Source organism: Paenibacillus sp. 22594, from assembly GCF_052044425.1.
GTDB lineage: Bacteria > Bacillota > Bacilli > Paenibacillales > Paenibacillaceae > Paenibacillus_AQ.
The window spans coordinates 310,294-323,042 of the sequence record NZ_JBQENA010000002.1; the positions used below are offsets into that span (position 1 = coordinate 310,294).

9 protein-coding genes are annotated in these 12,749 nt (G+C 50.0%); 3 read left to right on the forward strand and 6 right to left on the reverse strand.

What is annotated here, in order from left to right:
- Positions 1-23: 23 nt before the first annotated feature.
- The 3 genes from ACTJKB_RS08120 to ACTJKB_RS08130 all read left to right on the forward strand — a co-directional run bounded on the left by ACTJKB_RS08120 (position 24) and on the right by ACTJKB_RS08130 (position 3,805).
- Complete coding sequence (locus ACTJKB_RS08120) at positions 24-698, forward strand: GntR family transcriptional regulator (protein WP_440833101.1); 675 nt, start codon at positions 24-26, stop codon at positions 696-698.
- Positions 699-788: 90 nt separating this feature from the next.
- Positions 789-2,372 carry an amidohydrolase gene (locus ACTJKB_RS08125; RefSeq protein WP_440833103.1) on the forward strand — a complete coding sequence of 528 codons (1,584 nt, stop codon included), beginning with the start codon at positions 789-791 and terminating at the stop codon, positions 2,370-2,372.
- A gap of 2 nt (positions 2,373-2,374) precedes the next feature.
- Positions 2,375-3,805, forward strand: coding sequence for a YfcC family protein (locus ACTJKB_RS08130; protein WP_440833104.1), 1,431 nt, complete (start codon positions 2,375-2,377; stop codon positions 3,803-3,805).
- Positions 3,806-3,924: 119 nt separating this feature from the next.
- Here ACTJKB_RS08130 and ACTJKB_RS08135 read toward each other — a convergent pair whose 3' ends face one another.
- The 6 genes from ACTJKB_RS08135 to ACTJKB_RS08160 form a co-directional block, all read right to left on the reverse strand.
- Entirely contained in the window at positions 3,925-5,676 is a 1,752-nt protein-coding gene (locus tag ACTJKB_RS08135) for an ABC transporter substrate-binding protein (protein WP_440833106.1), read from the reverse strand.
- Positions 5,677-5,751: 75 nt separating this feature from the next.
- Positions 5,752-6,654 carry a carbohydrate ABC transporter permease gene (locus ACTJKB_RS08140; RefSeq protein ID WP_440833107.1) on the reverse strand — a complete coding sequence of 301 codons (903 nt, stop codon included), beginning with the start codon at positions 6,652-6,654 and terminating at the stop codon, positions 5,752-5,754.
- Positions 6,655-6,663: 9 nt separating this feature from the next.
- Positions 6,664-7,620 (reverse strand): ABC transporter permease, encoded by a 957-nt coding sequence (locus ACTJKB_RS08145; protein WP_440833109.1) that lies wholly within the window; start codon positions 7,618-7,620, stop codon positions 6,664-6,666.
- A gap of 127 nt (positions 7,621-7,747) precedes the next feature.
- Entirely contained in the window at positions 7,748-9,307 is a 1,560-nt protein-coding gene (locus ACTJKB_RS08150) for a response regulator transcription factor (RefSeq protein WP_440833111.1), read from the reverse strand.
- On the reverse strand, positions 9,300-11,087 hold the full coding sequence (locus ACTJKB_RS08155) for a sensor histidine kinase (RefSeq protein ID WP_440833113.1): 1,788 nt from the start codon (positions 11,085-11,087) through the stop codon (positions 9,300-9,302). Before ACTJKB_RS08155 ends, ACTJKB_RS08150 begins: the two co-directional genes overlap by 8 nt.
- A gap of 180 nt (positions 11,088-11,267) precedes the next feature.
- The gene (locus ACTJKB_RS08160; protein ID WP_440833115.1) at positions 11,268-12,689 is read right to left on the reverse strand and encodes a glycoside hydrolase family 1 protein; all 1,422 of its coding nucleotides are present in this window, start codon (positions 12,687-12,689) and stop codon (positions 11,268-11,270) included.
- Between the last annotated feature and the right edge of the window lie 60 nt (positions 12,690-12,749).

Sequence of the window (12,749 nt, forward strand, 5' to 3'; positions counted from 1 at the left end):
AGGTAGAGCCTCTATATATACAATTGAAAAAAGCAGTCCAATCCGCTATTGCGAACGGAACCTTTAATCCCGGAGATAAAATCCCTACTGAAATTGAGCTTAGCGCGACTTACAATGTCAGCCGGATTACAGTAAGGAAAGCTATCGAGGAATTAGTGAGTGAAGGCTATCTGACAAAACGCCAGGGTAAGGGCACCTTTGTCAATGCGCTCAAGATTGGCCGCAAGATTGAGCATATTATCAGTTTCACGGCAGCCTGCAGTGCCAATGGAGTCTCTTCGCACAGCATCATTACCGAGAGGAAGAAGATTAGGGCCGACCAAGAAACCGCGGAGCGGCTGCAAATTCAGCAGGGTGAGCCGGTGCTCTATATTCAACGCAAAAGATATGCCGGTGAAAGACCGCTAATGCTGGAAAATAACTATTATCCGTTTGATCGGTTCTCATTTTTAATGGAAGAAAATCTGGAAGGCTCGGTGTATAATCTGCTGCGGAACCGTTATCAGATTGATCCCAACCAGCCGGGAGAGACGGTATTACAAATTACCTTGGCCGATGAGCAGCAGGCTCAATTACTGGAGATTCCGATTGGCCAGCCATTGTTCTATATGAATACCATTATTTATGATCAGCACAGTCAGCCTGTTCATGTGGGCAAGCAGTATATCATCGGCGACCGTTATCAATTTACTTTGTAATTCATTCTGCTTCTTGCGGTAAGCGAGGAGCAGAAGGTTTTATATAACGTTATAAGTCGTATTATTAATCGGCAGAAAGGCGTTGAAATCATGGATGCAGCAGCACATGGTTTAGCAGATAGAGTCCTGTTGTCTAATGCAGTATTTACAGGAAAAGAGAATAACGCTTCACCGGCATTTATTGCCCTGAAAGGTGAGTGTATCGTAGCGGTTGGCCACCCTGCAGAAGCTGAAAACTGGATTGGGCCTGCAACATTTGTTCACCATCTGAAGGATGCTTTCATTATGCCTGGCGTGCATGATAACCATGTGTTTTTTACCGGTTACATGTCTATGCACCGTGGTGTCGATTTGACAAATGCGGCTACGGTTGACGAAGCCCTGCAACTGCTTAAGCAAGAAGCAGAAAAAAGTCCTTCAGGTCAAAATGTATACGCTTACGGATGGAGCGGAGAGGATTGGGGACAGCCTCCGGAGCAAAGCATATTGGACGAAGCCTTTCCTGAAAGGGTTGTAATCGCCATTAACCGGACAAAAAGTTATTGTTGGATGAATAAAACCGCCCAGCAGAAATATCAGTTTGCGCCGGATCAATGCAGTGCAGAATCACGTGCCCGTTTGCTGAAAGACATGATGCAGGACAGGGCATTAGTCAGACAAGAGTTTTTGGACTTCGCCCGGATGCTTGCCAAGCGGGGCGTCACTTCTATAAAAGATATAGGCTTTGACAGGCACAGCGGTTTGCTGCCGGTCCTTGAAGAGCTGGAAGCAGCAGGGGAGCTGCCGCTGCGGGTTCATTTTGCGCTTGAACCTGTATTGCAGCCGATTGATATTTCCGCAGGGTTGCAGTACAAAGAGCAGTATCAAGGGGAGTTTCTTCGTTTTCAGGGATATAAGCTGATGATGGATGGTGTAGTAGCCGATCACACGGGAGATATGCTGGAGCCTTATGCTGATATGCCAGGTGTCACAACCTTGCGGCCCGTTGACTACGAAGCCATTGAAGCGGCTGTTCAAGCAGCGGACAGTTATGGAATAAAATGCTGTCTTACGGCTGAAGGGGATGCAGCGATCCGCAAGGCAGTAGACCTGATCGAAGGCTGTAACCGCAAGCGGGGAGAGCAGCGGATAAGACATTCAATCAGCGATTTGGAATATCCTCATCCTGATGATATTAAGCGAATGGGGGAAAATGGGATATTTGCCGAGGTATATGCTCAGATCCTGCTCTTAAATCCTTCCTACGCGGATGCTTACATGGCGGCCGTAGCCGGAAAAGAAAATGAAAGCCGGTTTTATAATTATAAGTCCATGCTTGAAGTCAATGTTCCGATTACGATTGGTACGGATTTACCGCTTTTTCTTACTAGTGTTCCTGATTCGCTATATGCGGCTTCTTATCGGTTGTTTCCTGATGGATCGCCGCCAGGAGGATGGAATCCCGGGCAGGGAATGCCGGCATCCGAAGTCTTGAAGGCCTGGACCGTTAACGGTGCCAGACATTGCGGCATGGAAGAGTGTACAGGAACTCTAGAAGTCGGAAAAGCGGCTGATATAGCAGTATTTGACCGTAATCTACTGGATATAACAGCAACCGGGATTAGAGATACACATGTGATTTTGACAATTAGCGCGGGTAGAATCACCTATGATGCTTCCAGGAATGAGGGATAGAAATGGAAACGGCTAAACGTAAATTTAAATGGTCCCTTCCTCATAGTTATACATTGATTTTTCTGATTATAGTGGCTATTGCCGGTTTAACCTGGATTGTCCCGAGCGGCCAATTCGACCGGCAGGAGGTTATGGTGGACGGGTCTTCCCGGACAGCCATTATCCCGGGAACCTATCATACCGTTCCCAAAATCAGTGAGCAAGGGGATTTGAGGCAAGGATTTGCCCAAATTGCCAGTGCGCCGATGGAAGGCATTATCAATGCTGCCGATGTTGTTGCCTTCGTCCTGATCGTAGGCGGAGCCTTTGGAATCATTCTGCAGACTGGGGCGATTGACCGAGCGCTGATGGCTTTAGCCGGCAGGCTCAAAACTAAAGGAATATTGTTGATTCCGATCGCCATGGTGATATTCAGCCTGGGGGGTTCCACCTTTGGGATGAGTGAAGAGATCATTCCGCTGTACGCTATTTTTATCCCGCTGATGTTTGCCCTGGGGTTTGACTCCATGACGGCAATTCTCATCCTTTTCCTCGGAACACAGATCGGCTATGTCGGATCAACCGTCAATCCGTTCTCTGTATTGATTGCACAAGGTGTAGCAGGCGTGCAGGGAAATCCGCAGTTATGGCTGAGATTTATTGAATGGGTTGTTTTTACGGCGATCTCAATCGGTTTTACCATGTGGTATGCACAGCGGGTGAAGAAGAACCCGGAGAGATCGGTAGTCTTCCAGAACGATATTCTCAACCGTCAGCATTTTATCAAGGATACCGATGGGATAGTCGTTAGATTCTCGAACCGGGATAAACTCATTATTGGGGGCTTTATCGTCACCCTGGGGCTTATTGTATGGGGGATATTGAACAAAGGCTGGTATATGACTGAGATTGGCGCACTTTTCTTTGCACTTGGCATTTTTTCGGGTATTGTCACCCGGATGAACCAGAAGGAAATCGCCGAGAATTTTGTCAAAGGTTGTGGAGAATTTATCTACGCTGCTGTAATCATTGGCCTGGCCCGGGGAATTCTCGTCGTTGCAGAGAACGGGATGATTATCGATACTATTCTAAACGGGCTTGCAACTATGCTTGAGGGGTTGCCGAATTACTTATTCACCACCATCATGCTGATTGTTCATAATATTATAACGTTCCTGGTCCCTTCTTCATCGGGAGAAGCAGCTTTAACGATGCCTGTGCTTGCACCTTTAGGCGATCTTGTAGGCGTTAACCGCGAAGCGGTAGTAACCGCATATCAGTTCGGAAACGGATTGACGAATCTGATCTCTCCAACAGGCGGGGTATTGCTGGCAGGTCTGGCCATCGGTCGTATCAATTTTGGACAATGGCTGAAGGTGATTCTCAAGCTGTTTCCGATTCTCTGGCTGGTGGCGGCGGTCTTTGCTGCAATTTCTTCAGCTGTGGGCATGTAGCGAATAATATAAAGCAGGGGTGCCCCAAAGGCATGAAATGACTTTGGGGCACCCCATGTTATTTTGAGCAGGATGGACTTAAAGCGATGGACGCCGCCCTTTGCTGGTGTACTGTGCTCTTATTTACCGCTCCACAATGCAACACGGTCCTGTACAAATTTGGTATAGCCCTTCTCCATTTTTTCCACTCCGGCTTTGTCTAGATCTGCCATGTAGGCATCCCAGATTTTATCGAAGTCAGCCGGTTTGGCCAGGATGGCTTGAGGGATGCGTTTCCACGTAATGTCTCTCATTTTGTTGCCCAGAATGGAGACCTCATCCTCGCCCGGAATGGCGATGTTCCATGCTGCTCCATATGCTTTTTCCTTGAATTCTTCTTCTTTCGGGAAGAGATCCTTCCAGGTGGTGACTTTGTAGGCAGCCAAGGTTTCCTTTTCAACGTCACTGTAGCCGAGCACCAGCTGTTCAGGGAAGTTCTTGGTGTAATAGTTGCCGGTCGAATCCTTGGCTCCGTCACCATAGTGGACCATCATATTCCAATAGAAGCCGATGCCTGATTCCTTGGTGAATGCTGTATTGTCATTGTTGATCCGGTCCTGAACATCGGCAGGAACCACCCGTTTGCCGTTCTCGACCTTATAATGCTTGCCTTCAATGCCCCAGTTATTCAGAATTTGTCCTTCGTCGGATGCCAGGTAGTCCAGGAACTTGATGGTACGGACCGGATCAGGGTTGGTGCTGGAAATCGAGATCCCGTACCCGCCCATGAAGCCGGTAGGCCAGAAGCTGGTTTCTTTATATTCTTTCTTTAGCGTTACCGGATAGTGACCGTAGGTCTGCTCGAATTTGCCTGCTGTCTTCAGTGCCTGCTGGGCGTCATTGTAGTCCCAGTCCTGGTCAATCAGGCCAAGTACACGTCCGGTGGCGACTTTGGCTTTGTACTGGTCATACTTCTGCACAAAGCTCTCCTTGTCGAGCAGGCCGATGTCATTCATGTGGTTCAGCCAGCGGAAATATTCCTTCTCTTCCGGACGGCGGAAGTGGTAGATAGCTTCATGTGTCTCCTGGTCGACATAATATTCCCCGTCATCCGAGCCGCCAGTGGTGGACACGGCAGGGTTGGTCACGGAAATGTACATATGCCAGTCATCCGCATTCAGGGAGACCCCGATGTTTTTGTTGCCGTTCTCATCGGTGGGATGCTTCTCCAGGTAGGCTTTGATCACATTTTCGTAATCCGTAACCGTCTTAATCTCCGGATATCCGGCTTCCTTCACTACCCGGTGCTGCAGCTCGAATCCGCCGCCGGCCACGAATTTCTTCTCATCTACCGCTGCCCAGGTCGGGATAGCATAGATGGACTGGTCTTCATTGGTATACTTCGCCCGGGCGAGGTTGTCGCCGAGCACACGCTTGATGTTGGGCGCATATTTATCGATGAGTTCAGTCAGATCAATCACGGCTCCGGCATCGACCAGCTTGCCGATATCAGCTTTGGCGGAGATGATGTCTGGATATTCGCCGCCTGCTGCGATCAGGGCGATTTTTTGCTGCGGGTCGCCCACGGCAAATTCCGCATCGAGAGTAACGCCTGTTTTTTCCGTGATCTGTTTACTGACATCATCCTTCATATTATTCCAGTTCGGATTTGGATCTTCCGCGAAGAAGGAGAGTGTGAGAGGGCTTAAATCTTCGGCTTTCGCCGTAGCCTCTGCAGTTGCACTGGTAGTACCTCCATTAGCAGCCTTTGTTGCCTCGGCATTGTCTGCTGTATTCTTGGTATTGTTCGAACCGCTGCAGCCTGCCAGCACACTGAGGAGCAAGGTCAAGACCATCAGCAGCACGTACGGTTTCACTTTCTTTCTTGTCATGAATAGAAACCCTCCCTTTTTCTCGTCAAAAATGTATTGTATACACAGGCAAAGCCTGATGATACCGCAAGCGGCCTAGCTTTTTACCGAACCCAGTGTCATGCCCTTGACGAAGTAGCGCTGCAGAAACGGATAGATGACCAGAATAGGTACCGTGACCACAATAGTGATTGCCATTTTGACCGATTCGGGGGAAATTTGCGCCATCACCTCAGTCATATTGCGGCCGCGAAAATTATCCGCATTGGTGGTCGTGCTCTGGATGACCTTCATCAGCTCAAACTGCAGGGTAGTCAGCCCGTCCTTGGAACCGTTGTAGAGATAGGTGTCGAACCAGGCATTCCACTGGCCGACGGCCAGGAATAGGGCGATGGTCGCCAGCGCCGGTTTGGTCAGCGGAAGAATGACACGCCAGTAAATGGTGAAGTCATTGGCCCCGTCCAGCTTGGCGGATTCCTGCAAAGCGTAAGGCAGGCCATCAATGAAGGAACGGATGACGAATACATTGAATGCACTGACTAGACCGGGGAGGACGTACACACTGAAGGTTCCCATCATATGCAGATTCTTGATCAGGATGTAGAAGGGAATCAGACCGCCCGAGACATACATTGTCAGTGCCAGAAAAGTAGAGACGAGCTTGCGTGCCTGAAAGTCCACACGGCTCAGGGTGAAAGCCAGCATGGAGGCGCTGACCAGTCCGAGGATCGTGCCGATGACTGTACGCAGAACGGAAATCTTGAGTCCGGTCATCAGCCCGGAATAGGCAAAGATCGTCTCATAGTTCTTGAACGTAAACACGCGGGGGAAAACGGTAATCCCGCCCTTGATGCTGTCCGTAGAGTCATTAAAAGAAATCGCCAGCACATTTAGAAAAGGATATAACGTGGCAATGGTCACCACGGTAATCGCAACATAGACTACCAAATCGAAGATGCGGTCCGACCAGGACGCGGCGGCCAGTTTATTATTCAGCATAAGGGCCTCCTAAATGATGCTTTCCTTGGTTATTTTTTTGAAAATACCGTTCGCGACAAACAGCAGAATCACACTCACCACAGAGTTGAAGATGTTGATTGCTGTACCGAAGGAGAAGCGTCCCATGCCGAGACCGTAGTTCAGTGCATACAGGTCCAGCGTCTGGGAATAATCGCGCACCAGATTGTTGCCCAGCAGGAACTGCTTCTCGAACCCGATACTGATTAAGTGGCCGATGGAAATGATCAGCAGGATTACAATCGTTGTCCGGATACCCGGCAATGTAATGTTCCGCACCTGCTGCAGCCGGCTTGCGCCATCCACCCTTGCTGCTTCATACAGCTCCGGGCCGATGCCCGAGATGGCCGCGAGATAGATGATCGTGTTCCAGCCGGTTTCCTTCCAGACATCGGAAGCGGTGACGATGCCCCAGAACATGTTGCCTTTGGCCATGAATTGGATAGGTTCGCTAATCAGATGCAGACTCATCAGCAGATCGTTCACCGCACCGTTGTCGGTAGAGAGCATTTTGGTAATAATCCCTGCAGCAACCACCCAGGACACGAAGTGGGGCAGATAAGAGACTGTCTGTACAAAACGTTTCAAAAACATCAGCCGCACCTCGTTCAGGAGGACGGCGAAGATAATGGGAATAATGAATCCGGCCAGCAGGCCCATGATGCTCATTGCCAGTGTGTTGCGGAGTGCATTGAAGAACTGCTCATCCTGAAACAGTTCCTTGAAGTACTTCAGCCCAACCCATTTCTGCTCGAAAAAGGATTTGCCCGGCTTGTATTTCTGAAAGGCCATCGTCCATCCCCACAAAGGCAGATAGTTGAATACAAATGCCCAAAGCACAAACGGAACAGACATCATATAGAGATATTTCTGCTGCAGGAACTTTGGCCAAAAACGTGAGGCAGGCTTCTTTGGCACCGGCTCGGCTTTAGCGGTAATCGCTTTCATTTATGTCCCTCCTTCGATATGGCCTTATCATAATCCACGGGGAATCCGGGAAACACCCGAACATTTGATTTAAAAAACCGGGAGGAATCCGCTTTTTTCGTAAGCGCTTTCTGAAAAAGTAAAGTCTTCATACAGAGCTTTTTCTGCGGTAGTCGGAGGGGGAAATGCCTTCAACCTTCTTGAACTTTTCCCGGAAATAATCCACATCGCTAAAGCCGACTTCGCTTGCGGCCTGATGGATTTTGCAGCCCTGGTCCAGCAGTTCCTTGGCTTTCTCGATGCGGACTTTGTCCAGATAGCTGTTGAAGGAGAGGCCCGTGCTGCTCTTGAAAAGCTTGCCCAGATAGGCGCTGCTGTAAGTGAACACTTCGGCCAGTGTATCCAGCTTCAGATTCTCATGGGAATGGCGGTGGATGAGGTCCAGCATCCGTTTCATTAAGACCTCCATATCGTCACGGGTTATTCCGCCTGCATACTGCTCCAGAAGATGTATGACATGCGCTTGCAGCCTGGACAGGGAGGTGTGCTTGTAGATTTGCTCAATTTGCTCATCCATTCCGCTATGCAGCTGGTCCAGCTCCCTGTAATGGAGAGAGAGCTTATTGATCAGATAGGTGACCAGGCGTACATAACGCGATTTTATCGCCATTTCGGAATAACAGGCGGCAATCATCAGCTCACCGGCTTCCCCGATCAGGGAGGATAGGACCTCTCGGCTCCCGATATCCATGGCAAAAAATAACCGTTCCATCACAGACGTGAGGCCGGACTCCACTTCCTCGCTGCTAACCGGCAGCCCTTGCTTCAGCTTGAGGGAATCCGGTCCGATCATCCCCGGCTCATCGTAGAAAAAATGCTCCTTCATCCGGGCCAGCGCGGATTGGTGGGAGCGGGGGACTTCCTGCAGCGTGTCCACCATATCGCCTGCGGCTATGATACAGTCGAGCCCTTGGGCGGTTACAGCTTCCTGAATATTCTGGACCATCAGTTTGCGTACAAGCTCCTTCTGAAACGAAGGCTGCAGCAAAACGCCTAAATAAGAGTCCAGTGAGAAGACAATGCCCCACTCCTGTTCTTCGAAGCTGGCCGCAAGCCTCGTCTTGACAGCCGTTGAAGGGCCGTTGTCCGCATGGTCCTGAAGCAGCAGCCGGATCAGGACGACCTGATAGGAATCCCAGAGCAGGCCGGATTCCAGCACCGATGCATCCATGGAGGGCGATGCCTGCGGGTTGTTCTCCATCAGCAGGGACTGGACCAGCATTTCCCGGCTCCATATTTTGACGGCGGCATGCTTCTTCCGGTGGACGACCCGTGCGGCAAGCTCTGCGGACAGACTGGACAGATAACGATGCAGTTCATCTTCATCTACCGGCTTCAGCAGATAATTGTCGATCCCGAAAGTCATCGCACGCTTGGCATAGCTGAAATCCGCATACCCGCTGAGGATGATGATGTGCATCTCCGGGTCATCTTCCCGCAGCTCCTGAATAAGCTCCAGGCCGTCTCTGCCAGGCATCCGGATATCGATAATCATCAGATCCGGGGAATAGAGCTCATATTTATGCTTCGCTTCTATGGCATTCGCTGCAGTATCAACGACCTGATAGCCCAGGCTCTCCCAATCCAGCAATGCCGCAAGGCCCTCACGGATCGCCAGCTCATCATCCACAATCAGCACACTATACATAAGAATCTCTCCTCAGGGGAATCGCAAAGCTGATCTGCGTACCGAAGCCGTTCTGGCTTGCCAGGGTCAGCCCGTATTCCGGGCCGTATGTCAGCTTGAGCCGCAAATGAATATTGCGCATCCCGATATTATTGGTTTCATAGTCATCCTTGTCCTCCAGCATTTCCCGGATTTCTTGCATCCGCTCTTTGGAAATGCCGGTTCCATTGTCGGAGACCTGGACTTTGAGCTGCTCGTCTTCAATACGGATATCCACCCGGACCATGCCGCCGTCGATCTGATCTTCCAGCCCGTGGACCACGCAGTTTTCCACCAGCGGCTGAATAATGAGCGGGGGAATCTGCACAAGGTTTGCCTGGGGATCTACATGAAGCTCATAAGCGAGCCTGTCATCATAGCGGAATTTCTGGATGACCAGATAGCAGCCCACGGTCTCAAGCTCGCTTTGCAGGCTGATCATTCCGTTGCCGACCTCCAGGTTCTTGCGCATCATCTTCCCCAGCAGCCGCACAACCTGCGAAATATCGGCCTGTCCCCTGACATGGGCCTTCATCCGGATGGATTCCAGGGCATTGAACAGAAAATGGGGGTTGATCTGGCTGGCCATCATTTTGAATTTGATCTCATTCTGCTTCAGAAGGGTGGCATTTCTTTGCCGGTTGGATTCCTGAACCTCACGCATCAGGTCGTTAATGTTCCGCACCATATGATTGAATTGTCTGGCCAGCTGGCCGATTTCATCTTTACCGTCAATCACAAGGGTGGCCTCCAAATTGCCGGAACCCACCTTGGAAATATGCTTGCTTAGGTGCAGCATCCGTCCCGTGAGCAGCCGCGAGAAATAGTAGATCAGCAGAACGGCCATAATTAATGCGGAGATAATCACCGAAGAGGCCAGCGAAATAATCCGGTTGGGCTCCCTGACAATACTTTCCACGGAGAAGATCGAGATGATGCGCAGGCTGTTCAGGCTTCCTCCGGGCTGCCAGTCATCAATCAGCATTTTGAAAGGCTTCCCGTCAATCGATACGTCGTAGGGTCCTTGTCCGGCGGCGGATACGGCCTTGAAGTCAATATCATTCAGTGTTTTGCCGAGGGTATCCGTGCGGTTGGAGGCCACAATATGATCGTTCTCGTCCACAATGAGGGTTTCAAAGGATTCCTGGTTCAGGATGCTGTTAAGTTTGTCCGTATTTACATTCACAACCAGGACCCCGGAGGTCCGCTGCTTAAAAAAATCAACCTTGCGGATCAGGCTGAGATAATTTTGGCCATCACGGGTGTCGAGAATATAATTCCAGCAGACCAGCCCTTTCTGGGCCATCGCGGTCTGGTACCAGGGCTCCTGTGTGACCTGCTCATCCGCCTGCAGAAACTCCCAGTTGTCCAGAACCGTCGGGTTGTCAATATACAGGCGGATACTGGAGATTTCACGGTACAGCCGGACGAATTCACGAAAATCGGGGTAGTTCCAGTAGGCTTGCACCACATCGTATACTGACACGTACCGGTGGTTGGCGGCCTCCTCCAAGCGGCTGTCATTGGACAGACGGTAAGCGATGTCGAGGGGGACATTCAGCATTTCGCCGGTCCGTTTCTTCACCCGGTCTACATTGGCTGTAATCTGTTTCAGGGCATTGCCCATCGCCATATTCCGCAGCTCACTTGTCAGGAACACCCCCACAATCAATACCGGAACCAGCGCGACACAGCCAAAGGACAAGAATAGCTTGGTTCTGAGCCGCAGATTGTTCATCAGGGTAATGATACGGGCATACAAGAAAATAACACCTCCATTTTTATGGCTGATAACGCTTACACGAAAGTATAACGTGAAATGCAATCCCAATATATGTAACCATTTATGCATTTATTGTCCTCAGTTATGATCTTTATGTAAAAAAACAGGACAACGGGTCTCATTTCCCGTTGTCCTGTTTCCAAATTTTCTGAATACTGCTTAGTTGCTGCGCCGCAGGCTTTGACCGTTCGTGGCGATGACATCCTTATACCAGTAGAAGGATTTCTTGCGGTATCGCTCCAGGGTGCCTGAACCATCATCGTGACGGTCAACATATATGAACCCGTATCGCTTACTCATCTGGGCAGTAGAGGCACTGACCAGGTCAATGCAGCCCCACGAAGTATATCCCATGACTTCAATGCCATCTTCAATGGCTTCACCCACCTGAACCAGGTGATCGTTCAAATATTGAATCCGGTAATCATCCTCGACCGTCGGTACGCCATCTTCACCCGTAATCAGCTTGTCCATGGCGCCTAGTCCATTCTCTACAACAAACAACGGCTTCTGATACCGGTCATGGAACATATTCATGACATAGCGCAGGCCTTGCGGATCAATCTGCCAGCCCCATTCACTGGCCTTCAGATATGGATTGGCCACACCGCTGAACAGATTGCCTTCCAATTCCGCACGTTTGCTGCTATCCGCTGTTTCGCAGAGGCTCACATAATAGCTGAAGGAGATGAAATCCACCGTGTGCTTCAGAATATCAGCATCTCCCGGCTCCATATGAATCTCAATGCCATTCTCTCTGAAGAAACGTTTCATGTAGCCTGGATAGATGCCTCTTGCATGTACATCGGCAAAGAAATAGTTCTTGTGCTCGGCTTCCATGACTACAATCACATCATCCGGATTCGGTGTGAGCGGATAGGTCGGCATACTCAGCACCATACAGCCGATCTTGGCCTCGGGATTAATCTCATGACCAATCTTTACCGCCAGGGCGCTGGCAACGAATTCGTGATGTATAGCCTGGTATAGGTCCTGCTTGCTAAGCTCCTTCTTCGGAGTATAGATCCCGCCGCTCATGAACGGCTCTTCCAGAATCGAGTTGATCTCGTTAAAGGTCAGCCAATACTTGACTTTATCCTTGTAACGGGTGAACACTGTTCTTGCATAACGCTCATAAAATCCCACCAGCTTGCGGTTGACCCAGCCGTCATATTGCTTAGACAAATGCAGCGGTGTTTCATAATGGGAGAGGGTGACCAGTGGTTCGATGCCGTATTTGTGGAGTTCGTCGAACAGGTCGTCATAGAATTGTAGACCCTGTTCATTCGGCTCGGCTTCATCGCCATTCGGAAAGATCCGTGACCAGGCAATGGAGGTGCGGAACACCTTAAAGCCCATTTCGGCAAAGAGCCGGATGTCTTCCTTATACCGGTGGTAGAAATCTATGCCGGTGAGCTTCAGATTATTTTCGGTAGGCACCTCGGTAACCGGGCCTTTGATGCCTTGCGGAGCCACATCCTGGGTGGACCAGCCTTTGCCGTCTTCTTGATACGCACCTTCACATTGGTTCGCGGCTACTGAACCGCCCCACAGAAATCCGTCCGGAAATTGTACACTCATTTAAGATCCCGCCTTTGATAGGTTATTGGATGATTTATGGTAAGCTAATATTGTTTCCTT

What these genes read in the sequence shown, in the direction of transcription:
- ACTJKB_RS08125 (WP_440833103.1), top strand. Translation starts at nt 789, where the DNA reads ATGGATGCAGCAGCACATGGTTTAGCAGATAGAGTCCTGTTGTCTAAT.
- ACTJKB_RS08130 (WP_440833104.1), top strand. Translation starts at nt 2,375, where the DNA reads ATGGAAACGGCTAAACGTAAATTTAAATGGTCCCTTCCTCATAGTTAT.
- ACTJKB_RS08135 (WP_440833106.1), bottom strand. Translation starts at nt 5,676, where the DNA reads ATGACAAGAAAGAAAGTGAAACCGTACGTGCTGCTGATGGTCTTGACC.
- ACTJKB_RS08140 (WP_440833107.1), bottom strand. Translation starts at nt 6,654, where the DNA reads ATGCTGAATAATAAACTGGCCGCCGCGTCCTGGTCGGACCGCATCTTC.
- ACTJKB_RS08145 (WP_440833109.1), bottom strand. Translation starts at nt 7,620, where the DNA reads ATGAAAGCGATTACCGCTAAAGCCGAGCCGGTGCCAAAGAAGCCTGCC.
- ACTJKB_RS08150 (WP_440833111.1), bottom strand. Translation starts at nt 9,307, where the DNA reads ATGTATAGTGTGCTGATTGTGGATGATGAGCTGGCGATCCGTGAGGGC.
- ACTJKB_RS08160 (WP_440833115.1), bottom strand. Translation starts at nt 12,689, where the DNA reads ATGAGTGTACAATTTCCGGACGGATTTCTGTGGGGCGGTTCAGTAGCC.